General features: G+C 44.5%; 20 protein-coding genes. 8 read left to right on the forward strand and 12 right to left on the reverse strand.

Going from position 1 to position 20,496, the window contains the following annotated elements; all coding sequences use genetic code 11:
• Window positions 1–173 precede the first annotated feature (173 nt).
• The 5 genes from MUK70_RS10235 to MUK70_RS10255 all read right to left on the reverse strand — a co-directional run bounded on the left by MUK70_RS10235 (window position 174) and on the right by MUK70_RS10255 (window position 3,334).
• Window positions 174–614, reverse strand: a complete 441-nt coding sequence (locus MUK70_RS10235; protein ID WP_234607365.1) for a VOC family protein — start codon at window positions 612–614, stop codon at window positions 174–176.
• Between the two features lie 80 nt (window positions 615–694).
• Complete coding sequence (locus tag MUK70_RS10240) at window positions 695–1,195, reverse strand: SRPBCC family protein (protein WP_234656275.1); 501 nt, start codon at window positions 1,193–1,195, stop codon at window positions 695–697.
• Complete coding sequence (locus tag MUK70_RS10245; RefSeq protein WP_234656274.1) at window positions 1,185–1,511, reverse strand: ArsR/SmtB family transcription factor; 327 nt, start codon at window positions 1,509–1,511, stop codon at window positions 1,185–1,187. Before MUK70_RS10245 ends, MUK70_RS10240 begins: the two co-directional genes overlap by 11 nt.
• A gap of 144 nt (window positions 1,512–1,655) precedes the next feature.
• Window positions 1,656–2,408 (reverse strand): ABC transporter permease, encoded by a 753-nt coding sequence (locus tag MUK70_RS10250; protein WP_234656273.1) that lies wholly within the window; start codon window positions 2,406–2,408, stop codon window positions 1,656–1,658.
• Window positions 2,405–3,334 (reverse strand): ATP-binding cassette domain-containing protein, encoded by a 930-nt coding sequence (locus MUK70_RS10255; protein ID WP_234656272.1) that lies wholly within the window; start codon window positions 3,332–3,334, stop codon window positions 2,405–2,407. The genes MUK70_RS10250 and MUK70_RS10255 overlap by 4 nt, the downstream gene beginning before the upstream one ends.
• A gap of 200 nt (window positions 3,335–3,534) precedes the next feature.
• On the opposite strand from MUK70_RS10255, the gene MUK70_RS10260 reads away from it, so the two are divergent.
• Together MUK70_RS10260 and MUK70_RS10265 are read left to right on the forward strand one after the other, a co-directional pair.
• Window positions 3,535–4,572, forward strand: a complete 1,038-nt coding sequence (locus MUK70_RS10260) for a sensor histidine kinase (RefSeq protein WP_234656271.1) — start codon at window positions 3,535–3,537, stop codon at window positions 4,570–4,572.
• Between the two features lies 1 nt (window position 4,573).
• A complete protein-coding gene (locus MUK70_RS10265) occupies window positions 4,574–5,278 on the forward strand; it encodes a LytR/AlgR family response regulator transcription factor (protein WP_234656270.1) in 705 nt (234 codons plus the stop codon).
• A gap of 96 nt (window positions 5,279–5,374) precedes the next feature.
• Here the strand turns inward: MUK70_RS10265 and MUK70_RS10270 are convergent, their stop codons facing one another.
• The 5 genes from MUK70_RS10270 to MUK70_RS10290 all read right to left on the reverse strand — a co-directional run bounded on the left by MUK70_RS10270 (window position 5,375) and on the right by MUK70_RS10290 (window position 11,389).
• Window positions 5,375–6,358, reverse strand: coding sequence for a hypothetical protein (locus MUK70_RS10270; RefSeq protein WP_234656269.1), 984 nt, complete (start codon window positions 6,356–6,358; stop codon window positions 5,375–5,377).
• A gap of 537 nt (window positions 6,359–6,895) precedes the next feature.
• Window positions 6,896–7,909: a hypothetical protein gene (locus MUK70_RS10275; protein ID WP_234656268.1), complete on the reverse strand. Its 1,014-nt coding sequence runs from the start codon at window positions 7,907–7,909 to the stop codon at window positions 6,896–6,898.
• An 88-nt stretch (window positions 7,910–7,997) separates the two neighbouring features.
• On the reverse strand, window positions 7,998–9,350 hold the full coding sequence (locus tag MUK70_RS10280) for a hypothetical protein (protein ID WP_234656267.1): 1,353 nt from the start codon (window positions 9,348–9,350) through the stop codon (window positions 7,998–8,000).
• Window positions 9,351–9,510: 160 nt separating this feature from the next.
• The gene (locus tag MUK70_RS10285; RefSeq protein WP_234656266.1) at window positions 9,511–9,888 is read right to left on the reverse strand and encodes a hypothetical protein; all 378 of its coding nucleotides are present in this window, start codon (window positions 9,886–9,888) and stop codon (window positions 9,511–9,513) included.
• A 58-nt stretch (window positions 9,889–9,946) separates the two neighbouring features.
• Window positions 9,947–11,389 (reverse strand): energy transducer TonB, encoded by a 1,443-nt coding sequence (locus tag MUK70_RS10290; protein ID WP_234656265.1) that lies wholly within the window; start codon window positions 11,387–11,389, stop codon window positions 9,947–9,949.
• A 210-nt stretch (window positions 11,390–11,599) separates the two neighbouring features.
• Between MUK70_RS10290 and MUK70_RS10295 the strand changes: the two genes are divergently transcribed.
• From MUK70_RS10295 to MUK70_RS10305, 3 genes are all read left to right on the forward strand, one after another.
• Window positions 11,600–11,980 (forward strand): hypothetical protein, encoded by a 381-nt coding sequence (locus MUK70_RS10295; protein WP_234656264.1) that lies wholly within the window; start codon window positions 11,600–11,602, stop codon window positions 11,978–11,980.
• Between the two features lie 304 nt (window positions 11,981–12,284).
• Window positions 12,285–13,640 (forward strand): glycoside hydrolase family 2 TIM barrel-domain containing protein, encoded by a 1,356-nt coding sequence (locus MUK70_RS10300; RefSeq protein WP_234656263.1) that lies wholly within the window; start codon window positions 12,285–12,287, stop codon window positions 13,638–13,640.
• Window positions 13,637–16,558 carry a glycosyltransferase family 2 protein gene (locus MUK70_RS10305; protein WP_234656262.1) on the forward strand — a complete coding sequence of 974 codons (2,922 nt, stop codon included), beginning with the start codon at window positions 13,637–13,639 and terminating at the stop codon, window positions 16,556–16,558. Before MUK70_RS10300 ends, MUK70_RS10305 begins: the two co-directional genes overlap by 4 nt.
• Here the strand turns inward: MUK70_RS10305 and MUK70_RS10310 are convergent.
• Window positions 16,544–18,154, reverse strand: a complete 1,611-nt coding sequence (locus MUK70_RS10310; protein WP_234656261.1) for a glycoside hydrolase family 26 protein — start codon at window positions 18,152–18,154, stop codon at window positions 16,544–16,546. The two genes, MUK70_RS10305 and MUK70_RS10310, sit on opposite strands and share 15 nt — an antisense overlap.
• Before the next feature lie 34 nt (window positions 18,155–18,188).
• On the opposite strand from MUK70_RS10310, the gene MUK70_RS10315 reads away from it, so the two are divergent.
• Window positions 18,189–18,461 (forward strand): response regulator, encoded by a 273-nt coding sequence (locus tag MUK70_RS10315; RefSeq protein WP_234656260.1) that lies wholly within the window; start codon window positions 18,189–18,191, stop codon window positions 18,459–18,461.
• A 129-nt stretch (window positions 18,462–18,590) separates the two neighbouring features.
• On the opposite strand, the gene MUK70_RS10320 is transcribed toward MUK70_RS10315, so the two are convergent.
• Window positions 18,591–18,968, reverse strand: a complete 378-nt coding sequence (locus MUK70_RS10320) for a RidA family protein (RefSeq protein WP_234656259.1) — start codon at window positions 18,966–18,968, stop codon at window positions 18,591–18,593.
• Window positions 18,969–19,390: 422 nt separating this feature from the next.
• Between MUK70_RS10320 and MUK70_RS10325 the strand changes: the two genes are divergently transcribed.
• Both MUK70_RS10325 and MUK70_RS10330 read left to right on the forward strand, forming a co-directional pair.
• Window positions 19,391–20,374 carry a DUF1259 domain-containing protein gene (locus tag MUK70_RS10325; RefSeq protein WP_234656258.1) on the forward strand — a complete coding sequence of 328 codons (984 nt, stop codon included), beginning with the start codon at window positions 19,391–19,393 and terminating at the stop codon, window positions 20,372–20,374.
• A 4-nt stretch (window positions 20,375–20,378) separates the two neighbouring features.
• Window positions 20,379–20,489 (forward strand): chromate resistance protein ChrB domain-containing protein, encoded by a 111-nt coding sequence (locus MUK70_RS10330; protein ID WP_234656257.1) that lies wholly within the window; start codon window positions 20,379–20,381, stop codon window positions 20,487–20,489.
• The last annotated feature ends 7 nt before the right edge of the window (window positions 20,490–20,496 follow it).

A 20,496-nucleotide genomic window follows, 5' to 3' on the forward strand; every position in this document is an offset into this window, starting at 1 on the left:
CTGCGATCCGAAAGCCCTTTCGACATATTGTCCATTTAAATGAGTGCTCTTTCAGAAGCCTTAATGCGGGGTTTAATACTGAATGAGCAGCAAATTTCTCGCCTACCAGCGTCGCGCCCGTTACAATTTAGACATCAGAATCGCCAATAGTATCCGGAGTATCCTTTGTTCGGCTAAATCTGACCGTTGTCATTTGGGTCAAATTCCACGATCCATTCAATGCCATACTTATCTCTGAACATTCCGGCGTATGTTCCCCAGGGGGTGTCGCCAATGGGACCTTCAACATCTCCGCCTGCCGATAGCCCGTCAAATACTTTATCCGCTTCTTCACGACTTTCTGCACTCACTGCTATTTTTGATCTGTTCTCATTTTCGTTTGTCCGTCCCATTATTTCGGGAACATCATTCGCTATTAATACATTGTTTTTCCCAATAGGCAGGGAAATGTGCATGACTTTATCCGCTTCATTCTCTGACACTGGAAATTCAGCGCTTGCTATGTCTTTAAAACGAATCACTTTTGCGAATTCTCCGCCAAAAACTGATTTGTAAAAATTGAATGCTTCCTCAGCATTTCCATTAAAGTTGATCCAGGGATTAATTGCTTTCATGATTATAATATTTAATTGTTTATTTTTTTTCAATTAAGCTTTGAGTGATAGAGCTATGTCAAGTCTCTAAAATGTTCTTTTTATGATTTCTGAGATAATGTTACAAGAAGATCTTCCAGGTTCTTTAATGTCATCTTGAACCCTGCTGTAAATCCATCCAGTAATTTCTCCATTCGCTCAAACGATTCATTAAAAACTGTAATATTTACTTTTGTTATACCATCTTGTTCACTGAAATTGTAATCCCATTCAGACCCCGGCAATTCAAGGTTTTCGTCTTTATCGGAAAAGGCATTATAGATTTGAAAGTGAGTCTTTGGCGTAATGGAAGTATATCGCTGCAATGCCCAACGCGCTTGTCCATCGGGACTTATCATGGCATAAAATCTTTTTCCTCCAACCTCAAAATTCATGTATTTGGTTTTGGCACGCATTGGCGCAGGTGCCGACCATTGATCCAGTAATTCCGGTTTAGTAAAAGCATCCCATACCAGAGAAAGACCAGCATCAAATTCCCTGGTTATAAATACCGTTTTCGCCGCTTTGTCAACTGTAAAATCAAATAATAAATTACTGTTCATTTTTTTTGTTTTTAATTGTTGCTAATACTTTGTCAAGTTGATTAAATTGAGTTTCCCAACTTTGCCGGAACTGGGCCAGCCAATTATCAAACTCCTGCATTTTTTTTGCATTAAAGTGATAGTAAATCTCCCTACCCGACTGCTCCGGTCTGATCAGTCCGCATTCATTTAATACTTTAATGTGTTTCGATACTGCTTGCCGGCTCATATCAAATTTTTCAGCCATTGTATTTGGCGTCAATGCCTGCATAGCAATTAAAGATAAAATAGCTCTGCGAGTTGGATCAGCAATAGCCTGGAATATGTCTTGTCTCATGTTTATTCTAATTATTCGCAACCTCTGAGTTGCAAATGTACGCGCAACTTTTGAGTTGCGCAAATTTATTTTTATTTTCAGATGTATTGGTCAGCACTTTTAAGCTGAATCCGGGAATGATGTGCCTCTGAGTCGGGTATCTGCCTATCCGCGAAATCGTTTGGTGAAGTATTTGTAACTAAGGGAAAGAAATAAAATGGTATACACGGCATTTAGTAAATAAAGATTTTGGAAGTTGGCTGGGCTTCCTTCCTTGTAGTTCAGCATTTGAAACGGGGCTGCATAAGGCAGGTAAACAATATGTTCCCAGCTTTTTAGCAGTAACCCTATCATGAGCCCACCCAGGCCAATACCCAGCGAAATGATCAGACTTTTTATCCGGAATGACAGCCAATACTGTAAAAAAACAGTCGGCAGTATAGAAATAAAGAATTCGGTCACAAACCTGAAAAGATGAAGGGTGGGTATGGGAAATTGTAAAAATCCAAAATCTGGTATTACATAGCCGAGCGCCACACCCGACGCAACGCTGAATGAAAGGTAGAAGGCGAAAAAAACAAGGACCATGGTCAAAATAACCATCAGTTTGCCCATGTATATCAGCCCCCTGCTGATAGGCAGCGAAAACAAGTGTTTCCATGCATTTGCCTTATGTTCGATTTGGATGATCAGGCCAATGATCAATAAAACAAAGCCAATTGAAAAGAAGCAGCACCCGTTCAGCGTCCGAACCAGGAAGTCGTCCCAGGGACTTATTCCCTTCCCCGGTACAAAGGCTTTGACATCGGATATGTAGGTGCCAAACAAGATCAGGGGGATAAAAAGAGCGCCTAATAAGGTAAGCCAGAGGGCGAATGTATTTTTAAGTTTAATGAACTCGGCATAGAACAATTTCATAAGTGATTGTCTTTTATAAGTGAAAGGAAGGTTTCTTCGAGACTTCTTTCGACCAGCTGGGCGCGGTTGACACGCAGGCCTGCCCCAGTCAACAGTGCGATCACCTGGGCCAGGTGATCCTTATTAACCAATTGAATTGCAAGAAACTGAGCTGCTTTAATGATAGGCTGATGATCTTCCATCAGGATTGCCAGGGCCCGGATGTTGTCATCTGTATCAATTTCAATGATTGCCTTTTCCCGGCTCATTTGCTGCAGTTCTTTCAGGCGCCCTTGAAAAAGCATTTTCCCTTGGCCAATAATACCCACATGCGAAACCAGCCTTTCAACCTCTGAAAGTAAGTGGCTTGAGATCAGGATCGTAACACGGTGGTTCACATTCAGATCCCGCAATAACCCCCTGATTTCTATAATGCCGTTCGGATCAAGCCCATTGGTAGGCTCATCCAGTATTAACAGATCCGGTGAAGAAAGAAGGGCTAGCGCCAGTCCAAGCCGCTGTTTCATTCCAAGTGAATAGCTGTGCACATACTTTTCGCCTTCGGTTGCCAGGCCCACCATTTCAAGAACCTGCCACACTCTTTCCTTTGTGATACATCTCAGGTCTGCGGTTACTTTGAGATTGTCAAACCCGGTGAGATGGTCATATAGCGATGGGGTTTCGATGAGCGTGCCGATCCGCGAAAGTATCCCATTACGATCATTACGGTAGGATTTCCCAAAAATTTTGACGGCTCCTGAGCTTGAAGGGAGCAGGTCAAGCAACAGCCTGATCGTGGTGGTTTTGCCTGCGCCGTTCGGGCCTAAAAAGCCATAAAAACTCCCTTTCGGAATTCGCATATTAAGCCCCTTAATGACAGGATGATCCTTAGAAAAACTAAAAGACAAATCGCTTGTTTCAAGGGCAAGCGCATGCGCATCAATCATATCTCTGTGTTTAAAATGACAGCAAATGTTCTCGGCTTTATTCAAAATGAAAAATCATCGGGACATAACCGGAAACCAGCCCGTCCTATTGGCCGTTTGGCATGCCGAATCTTTTGGAGACATGTAAGTTGAATTGGGCATTGAAAAGCGGGTTTTCGGCATGAAATATTTTGAAAGCGGCGGTGATTGCCCATATTTGAATGATGAAGCACCTGGAATCTTTTATTGGAAAAGTAATGGCTTCCAGAACGCTGCTGCACCTTTCTTTCTGCCTGGCGTTTGTGGGGACCTTTTCATTCGCCGTCGTTTTAAGTGGTAACCTCGACGCGGCTGGTGCTGCTATGATAAGCTGCCTGTACATTTTGACATGCACTTATGTAGGAAGGTGGTATGGCAAGTCTTGGCTAAACCGTTCATCAGTGCAGGTGCTTGTTTCAAAATCAGTTTTAATATTTCTGACACTGGTGTTAGGTGGCGCTGCCGGTGCTGCATATATGTTCAAAGGAAATGTAGCCGGGTATTTCTTGCAAAACCTGTTTATATGCTTTCCCATTTCGTTACTGTTTGTATTTTTTGGAATCGCAATTGCCCTGGCACGGCATACATTGGCTGTCCAGGTGACAGAAGCTAAAATCGCCCAGGAACAAAAGGAAAGCGAGCTGCGGCTATTGTTATCGCAACTGAGCCCGCATTTTCTATTTAACACACTCAATAATATTTATGGGATATCGCTCACGCAGCAGCAAAGGGTGCCCAGCTTACTGCTTAAACTTTCGGAATTGCTTAGATATAGCGTCTATGAAACCAGGGAGGACTTTATTCTTCTTGAAAATGAGCTGCTGTATTTAAAGAATTACATTGATTTTGAGAAAATACAGAATGGTGACAGGCTGATGCTGGAACTTGCGATCGAAGAAAATCCGGGCGAGCAGATACGGATCGCTCCCATGCTGTTGATTGTCTTTGTAGAAAATGCATTCAAACATTCGAAATCTACCCGCAAGCCAAGTATGTTAGTCGCCATTACATTACGAGTCCTTGAAGGTTGGATCTGCTGCGCCGTTAAAAACTCGTTTGATCCTGACCAAAAGGAGCAAACCGGTTTTCAGGAGCCGTCAGGCATTGGTCTGCACCATACACTGAAAAGATTAAACCTGATTTATGGAAGTGATTATTTTTACAACGCCACCCACGACAATGGTACATATCATGTGGAACTACGCTTGAAAGCAAAATAAGATGATCAATTGCCTGATTGTAGACGACGCCCCCGTTGCAAGACAAATCTTGGTCGAGTACTGTAAACTGCTTCCTGTGCTGCGGGTTGTGGCGCAATGTAGTGATGCTTTTGAAGCCAGGGAAAAGATGCAGCAGCTTCAGATCGATTTGCTTTTGATGGATATCAACATGCCAGTATTGTCCGGAATTGACCTTTTGAAGACATTAAAAAATCCTCCATTGGTCATTTTTACTACGGCCTACAAAGAATTTGCGACGGATGCATTTGACCTTGCTGCCTGTGATTACTTGTTGAAACCTTTTTCAATTGAGCGTTTTATAATCGCCATTGACCGGGTTATTGAGAAATTAGATTCCAAGAAGACCACTAAACCCGAAACGCAAACAATCACCCAAAGTAATCACCTGCTTTTACGAACAGAAGGCCGGATTAACAAGTTGAACTATGATCAAATTGTGTATTTAGAGGCTAACCGCAACAATACAAAAGTTGTTACTATGGGTGAGCATTTAATGAGCACTAACCCACTTTCCTCTATCGAAACTCACCTACCTAATGAGCTGTTTTTCAGAGTCCACCGGTCCTTTATTGTCAACCTTTCAAAAATTACCGGTTTGCAGGGAAACCGCATCATTCTCGGCAAAAGCGAAGTGCCGTTAGGGGGTAATTATAAGGATGATTTCTTGAAAGTATTTGGCGTTTAATTGCCTTGATCTGCTCATTGACCAGGATGCCTATGCGATTAAATGGCAGGAAAAAGTCTTATTAAGCGGTGCTTGCCTTGTTTTGACGACTTTCTGTCAAAAAAACAATCCTCTTATCACCGGTTCGAGCTGATTATAGCTGCACACCGTCCAAGGTATTTGACGTGGGAAAAATATTAGATACTGCGTTGGCAGCAGCATGCAAATCAGGGAGGCTCCTCTGTAAATATCCTTTGATACAGTGAATTCATGCTTCTGGATGATAATAGCTGCCAAAATCATCAATGGGAAACCGTAGGTCATGCTTCTTGTAATATCGAAAACAGAATATGCAATAACTATATGAATGAGCATGATACTTGCGATAGCTAATGCTAAAAGTGTTTCGCCCCTTCTCAATAACTGGGCTATGGCGATTAGAAATAAAATCCACAGGCCTTCAAAGCTTAAAAATATTCCCGCAAGCCGGTGCTTGAGTTGGTAGGGAATCAAACTTAACTCCACGCCGGAACCTTCGCCAGTAGGTGTGTGGAGGCCGAACCGGTCAGAAAGAAAGAACCGTGATGCGAGATAACTAATGGCAACCAGCAACACGATGTTTGACCTGTGCCCGACCCAGCGGGCCGTAGACCAAAAACCCTTCACTGATCTTATATTAAAATTATTTTCTGATAAAAGGTGAAACAAAAATATAGATGACAACGCTATCACGGACCTTTCATCAGTCCAGCACGCCAGCGTTAATGTTAAAAAAATGGCCATTCGGTTTTGGAAATACAACCCGAGTAAAAGAAAAAAGTACGCAAATCCATCAAACCAAAAATCGTAGTCCCATATAAATGCTTTGGCCAGGTAAATAGTAGATATACCCAAGACAATAGGCAATACGGAAGAACGAGACAGATGTTGGAGCAGCAGCTTAATAAGCACGAACAAAAACGGGATCAGTAATGCCGACTGAATGATATAAATGAATACAACAGTTTTTGCATTTGCCCCGCTTACTCCGATCGCTTTGGCTAAAAGCGGGACTGTTAAGCGAAAATCTATTTTAGCGCCGTGTGTTTCCCGGCCGCCCACAGAGGCAGTTAGCGGAGCGTCCACTTTATTGAAAAAATAGGAATAATTGGTTTTAAGGTTTGGATCTGAAAGCAACTCCAGGTATTTAGGATAAGTTAGCAGCAGCACAGATACGAATATCACGAACGAGGTCGCCAGTATCCGCAAATCGGAGTCTAAACATCTTGCAAACAACTTTTCAACAAATACCTTCCCGACCTCATTGTCCTGGGGCCCTTTCTTAATCGACTCTTTTATTAAAGGAGGTGATTTTTTGCCTGATAGAAATAGCAGTGCCTGGACTGTTGCGTGCATTCGGAGTTGAGTTAGAGTTACAATAAAGACAGGTTTTTCCAGGTAAACCGTTGCGTCACTTTAACAGAAAACGTAAAGTAATTTTTTGATCAACCGACGCTTTCGGGTTCTCTCAAAATCCACGAACGAACTTTAAAAAGCCTTCTTTATGAAATCATTTAACTCATCAAAATTCCAGGGAGATGTTATTTAAAAACATAATGAATATTGGTCGAAATATTCATATCGATCTCACTTGATTCATCACCACCCAGCAGAATACACTGGAAATATTAGTTTCTTGTTAGCATCATAGTAGAGCGTCCATCGGTCAGGCGAGTTATTGGATAAGAACAAGGTGTAACTGGTGAGCCCGGCATACTCATTTCTGAAACTGTTTTGGAGGTTGTCGCTAACGTCAAGACTAAACCCAAAAAAATGAGAGGATGCGCGTAATATATCCGTAAACGTCATCATTTCCTTCAGTGTCAGATTGGTGTCGAAATTCCTCTTAGTTAGATCCTGATCATACTGCCTAATTGCATTGAAGCTACTTACCCAAATAAGGTCTCCACTACCATTGAACAACAATCTTTGTGAGGTAGCACCGAAATAAGACACATTGACTTCGTATGTTTTGGTCCCGTCACTATTCACGTAGAGGATCGCACCTCTAAAGGAGAGTTCATTATTGACTTTCAACGAATCCCTGGTCTGTTGATTTAAATTGACGAGCGTATTGACAAACGCAGGATTAGGTTTGTTTCGTTTATCAATGAACTGTACAATTTTATCAGGCAAGTCAGAAAGGTTCCATAAGAGAATCATTTTAGTATATGGGGCCATAAATACCGAACCCGCAAGAGTCAGGACAAAGTCCGTGCCGTTTAGGCGATAATTTACGGTAGGATGCGGAGGGTATCCATCAATGAGGGTAATTATGCGGTAGTCTGAAAATGTCCCGCCCTTAATGATAGTATTGTTTAACCTGTTGACCAATGAATCCGGTATTGCTTCACCGGTAGTTCTTGCGGTGGAAATAATGCCTTTGCCGTTTGCGACTACTGAATATTTGTCATCATTTAATTTAAAGGTAACCTCATACACTTTATTCTTCTCAATAACAATGCTCGATAGGTTTCTGGCATCCGGAAACTTCTCATAAATAAGGTTATGCACTGATTCCGGAACAGTGTTAGCATCTTCCAAAGGTGTTTCATGAATGGCACACCCCTGAATGATGAGAAGCAAGGCAGCAAGTAATTTATATTTAAACATTTTTTAGAAATACTTGACAATTAGTTCGGGAGTCAATAATCCACTCCTTGGTTGAATATTTTTACAAATTCACGTATATCTTTTTGCTTTACTTCACCTGTAATTTGGACCAGTAAGATTTGGATTCGCTATTGTTTACAAAAAGGCCCCGCACATCATAGTTACCGGCGGGAAGGTTCGGAGGAATAGTGTATCTGCCAAAACCGATCTTTATCCCCGCTATTCCCCAGTGGAAAACGACCAGCTCGGGATCAAGTTCAACTGTTTTTTCCGCCAATCTCAGCCGCAGACGCGGCAGCATATTTACGTTAAAGTCTGAATCGTGATGCCCGTACGAGACTGGCGAGGCCTTTACAAAAAAAGACTCTCCCCTACCAACTGACAGAGGGTCCGCGCTTCGGCCGGTTACTCCATAAAGGCTGCCTTTCCAAATGGATTCAATGGCATTGGTTTCATGGTAAGACACATGCAGGGTGCCATTTCCCATTAATCTGTCTGATTCATAAAAAGACATCAGGTAAGACCCTTCCGGCAAATCAGCAGGAATCTTGTCGACAGACAGCGATCTGCCATCAACAATGCGCGCGGCTGCTACCATGGGGTTAGCCAGGAAATCATTGGAGAAACGCACCGAGTACTTTTGACCGGCAACAAAATTGTCGCCGAATACTTGTATGGTATCTTTATACAGGAATTGATACTTATAACTCGGGCTGGGATAAACCACAGCCTTTCCTTTAATGAATTTAACGCCTTCAAAAATCACAGACTTTTGACCTTCAAGTGTAACCTCCACATTCATCAAATCATCTGTCAGTACATTCTCGCCTAAATCGCTGTTTATCACTGCAAACTGATCATTGAAGCGGGTGGTTACTGTCCGCCCTGTCCTGGTATTGAAGATTTTGACCAAAGGACCAGGTCTTCCCGGACCGGAAGGGATGCTCCCGACATTTGCCCGGTAGCGCAAAGGAAATTGTGTATAAGATGGATACACCTGAAGCTGCTTTTCGAGCAGGTCTATCTGTGGAGCCCCTGAAAACCTAAAATAGACCTCAAAATCAAATGACCTGCTGCTGGTTTTGCGCCTCAGGCGAAACGGTAACGCACTTGTTCCGTGATAATTATAATGGATAACGCTGTCTGCGCTCAGTTTGCCGGTAGCATCTTCCAATGCAATGTTGGGTTTCAGGGCAAGGCGGACTTCGGCTTGGTCAGGCGCAAAGCCATCCGGTAAGCGCACAACGTAACTGTTGTTAGTGGAATCAAACTGTACTGCCTCGGCGCCGGTAACCTGCAAGCCCTTCAAAAATTCGCCAGCCGTCACTAGCCCTGTTGGCTCCGGTTCGGGCTTTGGCAAAACATCAGTGTCCCCGCTGTTTTTCTTACAGCTTGCCAGAATGGCGCATAAAACAAGCAGAATGTAAGCTGTTTTCTTCATTTGAAAGGGGGATCACGGATCGTAGCAAAGTGCCTCTAAGTAACTTATTTTATATTAGATATACAATTCACTATCTGAATTGGGATTAATTAAATAAGGTTTGTTTATTAAATTAGATGTGGAGGTCGTTTTGCGAACACGCTTTCTCTTCTAATGTTTGTTACTTTTTTCTGAGGTAATAATAAAATAACCTTTCGCCCCTATCGGCAATAATCACAGAATCATAGTGATCCCAGTTGTGGGCTTCCAGGAAATTAAGTACGTCTGCTGTGGACTTAAACCGGACCGGCTTTCCTGTTGTAGAATCTGTAATCCTTTGATCGTCTGGATTATTATCAATGCTGCCTGCCTTGAAATTGCTCTTCTGTCCAAAATCAATATATACATCGACATACTTATTAGACATTTTTTCCGCAATCATGACTTCAATAACTTTAATGCTGTCAGATTTATCAATATCTACCTTACCAACGAATAGTTGACCAAATGTGGGAAGGGAAATCAAGGCTAAAACGATTGGCATGAAAAAGTGCTTCATATTCTTGAACATTTCGGTGATGATTTTTTGGATTGCGGTTCTTATTTTGATGGCACGCTTATATTGACTGGAAATTGATAGGAACCTGGCACCTGACCCGGACAGGTTTGCCGCGCATGGTACCAGGCTCCCAATGGCCGCTCATCATTTTCACTGCGCGCATTGCCTCGTCCTCAGTACCAAAACCCAGTCCTTGCTCCACCTTATAATCACAAACCGAACCGTCTTCGCAAACCGTGAAGGATATTCTGACTTGTCCCGAAACACGGGCACGAGAGGCCAGGGAGGGAAATTTTATATTCATACCCAAAAACTTGTACATTTCTTTGACGCCGCCTTTGAATTGTGGATTGCTTTTTGCGGTCTCATATTCCACTCGCTGCCCATCTTCAATTGCAAAACCATTTTTCAAGATCCCACTTTCGTAGACCTCCTCGTAATATACCGTGCTATCAGCCCATTTGCCGATCCATTTCCCCTGTTTCAGGCCCCGGGAGACAGCACCTTGTTCTAAAAACCATTTGCCCTGCGGCGTTATATTGAAAGATTTCCAGTAACCCTGCCCCTCTCTCAGTTGCTGATTTCCAGTCGAGTCCCAGCTATTTATTAAGGTGATTAACTCAACATTCGGCGGCGTGCGCGTTGTTTCGTCCCATATGGATGCGATTTGTCCGTTGGCAAACCAGCGAATATAGGAATTAACACTATCACCGGAAATTTTTGCTGAGCGGACCATTCCGCGTAAATCGTATGTTTTTTCCAATGTTGCCCTGTTAAATGCGCCAAATTCGGTGTAGGCAAGTAGCTGTCCATTTGAGTGTTCAACAAGCTCCGTAGCGTGGCTGGCCCCATTTTCGTCCCTTGCGCCGATGCGCATGGCCTGAACGGAATCGCTTCCGGCCAGGGCGGGCTTGTACCAGAAACGCTCGCGGAAGAAAGTGGCTGTACCAACTTTATTCCATTTTTTGCCAGACCTTTCTTCGTAAATCACATCTCCCTTTACATATCCTCGCGCATCCACGGGGGTAATACTGCGGTATTCATACTTTTTGGGATCAGTGGTTGGCGCGTTTTTCGAATCGAAATATCCTATCAGCGCCGTTTGCGTGCTGTCATAGGTATTTAGTGGACCTGTTTTAAAAGTTACTGGGACAATGATCGCCTGCCTGACTTTCAGGCCGTTCTGCTCTGCCGGTTTCCAGGCATTGTACATGCTTATTACCCGCACGGCTTCCTGGTCGCAGAGCGGGTTTAAGCCACGCGCTACTTCGACGTGGGAAATGTGTCCGTTGGGCTCTATAATGCCCTTCAGGTATACACGTCCATTTACCCCCTTAACTGTGCTCTCGAAAGGGACTTGCATGTTGGCATTGATGAATTGCTCGAGATACGCGTCGCCGCCGGAAGGCGCCGCTTTCTGCTGAACTTCATGAATCTGATAGACCTGCTGCGCAAAAGTGATTGTTGGCAAGAGCACCAGGTAGAAAAGGAGTTTCTTCATTGGTTGTAAATTTTGTCACTCCAAATTTACTGCGTAACAATCTACTGTTTATTAAATTAATGTTACTCTTAAACCCTCAATTTTAGCATAGGAGCAATTTCGCGATCCGATAGGATAGACAAACGCCGCTGTAAATATTTCAATTATATCATTGTTGGTTACAACCATCACTGAGCGACCATTGTCTTTTATAGATAAAAAGGGATAGTTATGTTAATAAAGATCATCGGTTCAATCATAATACCAATATTTTTAGCCGCAATGATTGGTTGCGACGACGATACGGAAAGCCAGTTGCCTGACTTGGGCAGCTGCTTTTCCGGAAAACCTGCAAAAGAGGCTAAAAACCAGTTGGGGATAGTCAGCTATAATCAATATGAGAACCGCTGGGCCATATACGTTTCAGTTCAGGGTTCCTACGATTCACAAATTGCAGGATTTTATTGTGATGAACTGGATGTGCTCAAACATGAGGGCATGAAAGTCCGATTTTCCGGAAGCTATCTGCCTTATGAAAAAGACCGGAAACCACCTGTGGGCAGTTTAGAATATTACTATCTCCATGTAGAAAATTATACGATCGAATATTAAAGGTTTGCTACATTTCAAAAGCTGTTCAGGTTATGGTACAATTCCGGACATTGACGACGTTGTCAATCTGAGGCGCACGATCGCTGTGAAGCAGACCTTTCTGGACTTATAGTATCCATCTGATAGTTGATATTTTGGTGAATCCATCACCGGGCACCAGTCGTCCCAAATAGAAGTATGCAAACGCCGTCGCTACAAAAGCGATGCAGCAGTCTCTCTCTGAAAGTTCGCTCTACACAGTTCTCCACCAGGTTGGCATCAGTAAGAGTTTTGAAATTTCCCATATCTTCGTATTTTAGTGATTGTGAATCTCAATAAACCCTTTTCTGACATTGCCAGCCTTATTTCGTCGGGAAACAACATCGTATATTCCATCATTTTCAGCACTTGCCTATACGTCACTTTACTGGCTTGTCAAGACGTAAAAGAAAATTCCGCGGCGATAGTTCGCATTGCGAAATCTGACAGCGGCTACGTTGTATTGCGGAATGGAAAAGCATTCGGGATTAAGGGCGCAAGTGGGGCATCAAACTTTCATACGCTGCAGGAGGCTGGCGGGAATTGTCTTCGTATATGGGACACTACTCACCTGCAACAGATTCTGGACAGCGCGCACGCGAACAACATTGCCGTTATCGCCGGTCTTCCCATGCAGAACAGTGATCAAATTGATCTTTACAATGATCCTGTTAAAGTATTACGGCAATTGTCTCAATTTCAGTCTCTTATTGACCGACATAAGAACCACCCCGCACTTTTAATGTGGTGTCTGGGAAATGAGCTGGACTTTCCTTACAATCCTTCATACAACAATTTTTATGATGCGTTCAATGCAATAACAAAAATGATCCGGCATCTTGATCCTAATCATCCGGTCACGACGACAGTCTTGAATTTCAACCGGAAATACATTGCCAATATTCAGCTGCGTTGCGACCTTGATCTGATTTCATTTAACATTTTTAACAATATAAGCCTGCTCAAAGAAGATTTGAAAAGCTTTTCGTGGTTTTGGAACGGACCTTACATGTTACTGGAATGGGGAACAGATGGCCCATGGACCGGAACCCAGCGTACCGCCTGGGGTGCTTTCATTGAAAATCCAAGCAAAAAGAAGGCTGACGTTATCCTCAACCGTTATCGACAGGAAATGCCTGTGAAAGACCCTCGACTGGTAGGAAATTTCATTTTTTATTGGGGCAGTAAGCAGGAAACTACCCATACCTGGTTCAGCATATTTGACGAATCCGGCAGAAAGTCCGAGCCCGTTGCCATCATGGAATCTATTTGGACAGGAAAGCTTCCACAGGAGCACTATCCGCAGATCCGTTACATGCTGCTCAATAACAAGGGCGCTGCTGATAATATTTTACTAAATCCAGGAGAAACGATGCGCCCGGAACTGGTTATGCATGAGAAAGACAGCATTATGTCTGTCCGGTGGGAAATATTCAGAGAAGATTGGTATAAAGAAAACGGGCAAAACAGCACGCGCAAACTTCTCCCGCTCGATAGGAAAATCGAACCTGCCGGGAAGCTGACCACCGAGTTTACATCGCCCATGGAGGAAGGACCTTACCGTATTTTTGCAAAAATATATGACTACAATGGCAATTTCGCTACGTGTAACACGCCTTTTTATGTTGTGAGCGACCGATGAAGCGCATATCGATCACACCTCCGTCAAAGAAAGAGCTTATCACACTTCGGGTGATGATCTTCATTGGATGCCTTGCAATCGTATTTTTTCTTTACAATGTCCTGGACCGCTCCGTGCGCGGATATGCGCCGCTCTACTGGATGCTGATGGTCACACTCCTGTTTACGTGCCTGAAACTGCTGTATGAGTGGTACCATTATCTTTACATTACTGTGCCGGAGACTCCGCCACTGAACAGGAATTTCACCGTTGACATATTCACAACATTCTGTGCGGGTGAGCCTTATGAGATGATCCTTGAAACACTTAAAGCAGTTAAAGCGATCACCTACCCGCATGAAACTTACCTGTGCGACGAAGCCAATGATCCTTTTTTGAAAGAAGTTTGTCATCAGCTTGGCGTGCATCATGTCACGCGGACGGATAAGAGAAACGCGAAAGCCGGTAACATTAACAATGCTTTAAAACAGTCTACCGGCGAGTTATGCGTCGTCTTGGATCCGGATCACGTACCGCTTCCTGATTTTCTAGACCCTATTGTCCCGCATTTCGTCCATCCGGAAATCGGTTATGTGCAGGTTGTTCAGGCATACAAAAACGGAGACGAAAGCCTTATCGCCAAGGGTGCGGCCCAGCAGACCTACCAGTTTTACGGGCCGATAATGATGACCATGAACAAATATGGGACCGTGCTCGCTATTGGCGCAAATTGCACGTTTCGACGGACAGCATTAGATTCCATTGGCGGGCATGCGGCTGGCCTTGCGGAAGATCTGCATACGTCCATGCAGCTGCACGCCAAAGGATGGAAGTCGGTATATGTGCCCGAAGTTATGGCACGCGGGCTGGTGCCGTCAACGCTTTCTGCCTATTACAAACAACAATTGAAGTGGTCGAGGGGTGTTTTCGATTTACTTGTCACGGCTTACCCCAAATTGTTCAGCCAGTTTACATGGCGGCAAAAGCTGCATTACGGCATACTTCCCCTGCATTACATGTCCGGCATTATTTACCTGATCAACTTTCTGATCCCGGTTATTGCCTTGTGTTTTGATATAAGTCCTATGCGCATGGATGTCTCGGAATTTGGCCTGGCTGTGTTTCCCCTGATCGCATCCATCGTGCTAATCCGGCACTTCGTGCAATGGTGGGTGATGGAAGAAGAAGAACGTGGTTTTCACATGGTGGGCGGATTGTTGCTGATCGGCAGCTGGTGGATATTTATACTGGGTCTGGTTTATACAATTATCGGGAAGAAAGTGCCCTATGTACCAACGCCGAAGGATGGAAATGAAGCCAACAACTGGCCGCTCAATGTCCCGAACCTGGTTGTGCTGGGCGTTTCGGCTGCTGCAATTGGCTACGGGTTACTCACAGACTGGAACCCTTACAATCTGGTAATGGCGGGTTTTGCCGGACTGAATTGTCTTTTTATGTGCTTTACCATTGCAGCAAGCCGGCAGCAACAGTTTCGGCTCCTGCGGGCAAGTCATCCGTGGCTGGATGCAGTGATGGGCCGTGTAAAATTTGTAAAAGGAGCCCTATGGATTTTACGACACCAACTTTATACCGGCCTGCGCAGCACAGCCATGCTGGTTACATTGTTGTTGCTCGGTGTCTGGATCTACAACGCAAAATTTAAGTTTCTAGAAAATGAACCTGGGTTTGAGAAAAGTGCAGGGCATCAAATGCCTGGGCAGATTACTCTAGGAAACAAGCCAATAGCTTCCACAATGCAGGAATCGGCGGTTGCTGATTTATCTTCCCCTATTAATTCCACAGCAGCAAGCTCCTTTAAAGGAACGCGGGGGATAAACTATCTGAAAGGGTCGGATTGGCAAAATGATTATCACGAGTTTACCAAAAAAGAACTTGTCGCCGATTTTCAGGAAATGAAAAAGATGGGCATTAACACCGTGAAATTTTACGGCCCAAGCTTTTACGATCATAACATTCTACGGATCGCCGAACAGCAAGCGATGGATCTGCATTATGGATTTTGGGTCCCGGACGATCTTGATTTTAGAGCGGACAAAGAAAGCCTGGAAGCGCTTTCAGAAACGATATTGCGAACCGTCAGAAAGAATAAGGCAAACCCAAAAATCACTTCGTGGAACATCGGGAATGCTGTTTTCCAGAATCTGAGCCTGTATTATCAACAGTCGGATCTTACTTACCAGCAGGATGCTTATCTGGGCTGGCTTAAAAAGTTGGTGTTGCAAATAAAAATCGCCGATCCGAGACGACCGATCACATTGGACATTAAAGTATCGGAGGGAATGCCTGGCGTCGTTGCCAGGATTCGATCTGCCATTCCGCAAATCGCCGCTTATGGCCTCGTTTATAACGACAACGCGCCAAAGGACACCATCCCGAAAAACTTCCCGCATTTCATCAGCTATGCTGCTTTTGATGTTTATGACAAGCTTTCAGGTGATTCAGCCGGTATATTTATTTCCAATTGGCAGGATGTACACACTTCCGGGCGCGTGAGTTTTGATGCTGTCAAAGACCTGACCGGCCGTAAAAAAAATTCATATCTACAACTGGCAGCCCGATGGAAGGGTGGTGCAAAACCATTGATCTCACCAAAAATCAAAATTTTAAGACCCGCTGCCGGAACATTTGCCGGCACTCTCCTCGATTACCATGCGGTCATCAAAAAGGACGGAAAGTGGTCGCTGGCAAAAAACATGCAGACCAGCCTAAAATTCGAATGGAAACTTGTCCGAATGGACCATTTCTACAACCTCGTCTCCACAAAGGACGTTGGCACCGGTCCGGACTTGACCCTAAGCATTCCCAAACATCCTGAAACCTATAAGCTTTATTTATTTGTGCTCCATGATGATACAGTGATCGACATCATTGATTCCAGCCTGAACACACCGCTGCCAGCACAGTCATCGGCTTTCTGACAAAGTTGTCACAAAATGCTGAAATGTTTCCTTGCTGACGCTCCAATCCGGAGCCGGGATGTTCCCCCAGACTTTGGGATTATCGGCAAGATTGAAGTAGCTGACACCCCGTATTTCCGGGTGGGAGCCAATGACTTTGGCGGCTTTGGACAGCCACTTTTGCTGAAAATCTTCCGGGCCTTTTACGCCGAATTCAGTGATAAAGATCGGCTTGTTTGCCAGCCGCATTCGATAAGCTTTCCGATTATAAATGGCCTCGAAAGACTCCTGCTTCTCGGGATCTGTTATATTTTTATCGGGCAAACCGTAAATGGCAATGCTGATGTAATCCACAACATCGCCGCCGGGCCACCATTCCATCGAACCCCGGTCACCTGCCGGGCCCCAGACTTTTTTGATGCGTTTATTTTTTAACTTATCAAAATTCATAAAATACCGGAAGGCCTTGATGTAAAGCGCGGGATCCTGACTTTGCCACGCATATCTATGGATTGGGATCTCCATTTCATGCGCAAAACGCAGGTACACAGTTTGTTTACCAGTCGAAAGAACGCGGTAGATTTCAGCAAATTCCGCATCGTAAACGCCGTTAATAACGTTGCCAAGCACATTCGAATCTTTTCGGACTTTCAAATCTCGCCATGGCTCTATACTCACAATCGCGTCGTGCTGCCGGGAAACGATTGCATTGAACTCTTTTTCGAACTGGCCGTTTTGCACATTTTCCAGATCAATAAAAATATGCTCTGCGCCTAACAGTCCGGAATTGACCAGCAATTTTTTCGGATCATAAACACCGATAAGCGGTTCTCCCCTCCCCTCGATCTTTGAAGCACTTGCTGTGTCCTCAATCTGATACAAATAGGCAGCGTCTCGCCTGGTAGTGGCCGCAGCGTTCGTCAGTGCCGTTTTGACATCGGCCTCATGATCATTTCCCGCATTCAATACAAGAACCGGCTTTCCAAACATTCGCATCCTTTGTATTTTCCGTCTGACATTCACCTCCAGGTCTTTCACGGCCGGGAAAGCAGTCGCTTTCGATTCGGATTTACCATTGATCGTTATGCTTACATTGTCCACATACGCACCGCCCGGCCAATATTCATCTGTGCCAGGATAACCCGCCGCTCCCCAGACAATTTTGACTGCCGGAAAAACCGATTTAGACAATTTCGAAAAGTGATTGAATGCTTCAATATAGTCATTCGGTGCTTGATATTGCCAGGGATATAGTTGCACAGGAACTTCCATTTCGGGATTCCAGCGCAAATAAATCGTGCCGGATCTATTTGCCAGTGCACGACAGAATGCCTCGATCTTGGCGTCATACGCTCCGCTACGCACCTCACTGAGCGCGTTGGGTGCAGAAGCAAAGTCGGTTCCAGGCATTAAAATGGTAATGATCAGCTGTTCTGCGTCCGGGATCTCAGCAAGCAATTTGTTGATAGACGCCTCATCAGTGTGCTTGTCCAATGTTAATGCATAATGCGAGAATGAATGCGTAAGACTCTGCTCATTCAGCTCGAATGTACCGATAACATGCTCGTGGAACGTCGAGTCTAGAGCATCAGTGGATGTCGTGGAAGAAGATTTCAACTTTTGAAAAAAGAACACCAGCAAACATGTCGAAATGATCCCTGCTGAAATCATTAAAATCCTGGGGGTTTTCATACGCAAATCGCTACATTTCAATCATTTGGAAAACATTCCAATAGTGGTTTTTACTTATTCGGACCGCACCCAGGACATCGATGATTGTTACAGGCAGCAGGCAAACGCCTACCTTGTCAAACCACTTGACATCACCGGTTGGCGTTTTTATTTTGAGAACCCGCTAGACTTTTGGTCAACCGCAGTTAAGCCGGCAGCCCCTACCAAGCCTGTTTTTCAGAAATGGCCATAGCGCTTTTAACCATCAATAAACAGTTTCAAAACGCGCTGTTATTTGTTTGCATCTCGGTAACCGTCTGTTCTTGTTTGGAAGAAAGACAAGGGTGTCAGCCAGATCGGAAATCCGATGTGCGTTGTACGCCTAGCTCGTTTTTTGCTCGAAACTAGCAATTGTGGTTAATTCAACCCGCGCTTGCTTGGGCAAACCTGCCACGGCCAGACAGGTACGGGTTGGATAGCGGTCAACGAAATAAGTTTGGTACACCGCGTTCAGTTCGTCGAAATGCCTCATGTCCGTTAAGTACACCGTAACACTAACAATGTGGCTGAAAGTCAATTCATGCTCCTTAAGTATCGTCTCAATATTCGTAAACACTTGCCGTACCTCATCCTCGAAGGAAGTACTTACCAGCCGTCCACCAGCAGAGCCGATCTGACCCGAAATGAACAAGAATCCGTTTGACACCAAAGCTTTTGAGATCGGTACCGCCGGTGCAGAAGCCTTTTCGATTGTACTCATGTGATAGATTGTTATTGATATATTTTCCTTGTTTGTTTAATCCCGACCTCCCAACACCGTTAACGATTGAACCTTCTCACAGCCACCCCTTTTTGAGGCGTCGAATGTCCCATTGGGTTTTGCTCAATTTTTTGAAATCCGCACATAACCTGAAATCGTGGCATATTACGGTTTAATCCCTATGGCTGCAAGATACTGCAATAAGATTTCTTGTACCAATAACTGCACACATGGTGGGCGGATTCTGTAATGTCAGACTTCCGAAAAACTTGGCTAAAAAGTAATCTCTATACAAATCTGTCATTTTCATTCTATCACAGAGATTTGCGATTGGTTAATATTGCGCACTAATGCTATAAAAGAATAACATTTTAAAGCGTTTATAATTTTCGATTGACAACCACTGATAACTTCAATAACCTATGACCAAATTATTTTTATCCAGAAGGGACTGGCTGAAGGCAAGTTCTTATTTTACAACCGCTGGATTGTTGGGTGCAACCACTGTAAAAGCTGGGAGCGCTCTGGCAAAAACGCCACCACTAACCCCGGAAGAGATTGCTGCCATTGAAGCAGCCATGGGTAAAAAAGGGACTTACAATGAAGGACAGGCTGTCCATACAACCCCGCTTCCTCGTAACGACCTTAAAGTCACGGTGAAAGGGGAACCTGTCCCGATCCCATTTGGATTCGGTGGCTGGGCTTCGATCAAGAAAACACTGGACGGCAAATCCGCAGTGTTGATGAGTGACACCGTGCTATTGGAAGAAGAAGTGAACCCCCTGATCTCGGCCGCGCACGCCAATGGCCTTGAAATCGGCGCGATCCATAACCACTTCTTTTACGAGCAGCCCCGCATTTTCTATATGCACTTGCACGGCATGGGTAGCCCGGAAGATCTGGCCAAAAAGTTTGCGGCTACTATTAAAGATGCCAAAATTTCTCCTAAAAACCAGCCTGTACCTTCCGCTCCATCCACTGCAACAGGTAAAGAACTCTTTGATATACCGGCGCTCGACGCAGTTGTCAGGCATACCGGGGTCGTAAACGGGCCAACATATAAGTACACCGTTGGGCGCGACGATCTGACCGTCATGGCAATGGGTGCAGAAATGACCGCTGCAATTGGGCTCAACTCCTGGGCAAGCTTTGCTGGTAATAAGGACAGTGCCCATATCGCTGGCGATATCGCGATGCTGGAAGACGAAGTCAATACGGTCATTAAAGCACTACGAGCCAATAATCTGGAAGTGGTAGCATTGCATAACCATATGTTTGGTGAAAACCCAAGGATTATCTTCCTGCACTACTATGGACGCGGCCCGGCTACAACGCTTGCCAAGGGCTTCCGCTCGGCGCTGGATGTTCTGGGAAAACCTGTCAAAGCAGTGCATTCAAATCACTAAGATAATGAATTGGATTACCCGCCAACAGCCCAAGATCGACGGGATTACATGCGCGTGGCCGATTAAGAACACTGTCGATAAAATTGAAGGTGCTCAGGATGGCCGGATCGTTTAACCGAACG

Source organism: Dyadobacter chenwenxiniae (assembly GCF_022869785.1).
In the GTDB taxonomy this organism is placed as follows: Bacteria; Bacteroidota; Bacteroidia; order Cytophagales; family Spirosomataceae; genus Dyadobacter; species Dyadobacter chenwenxiniae.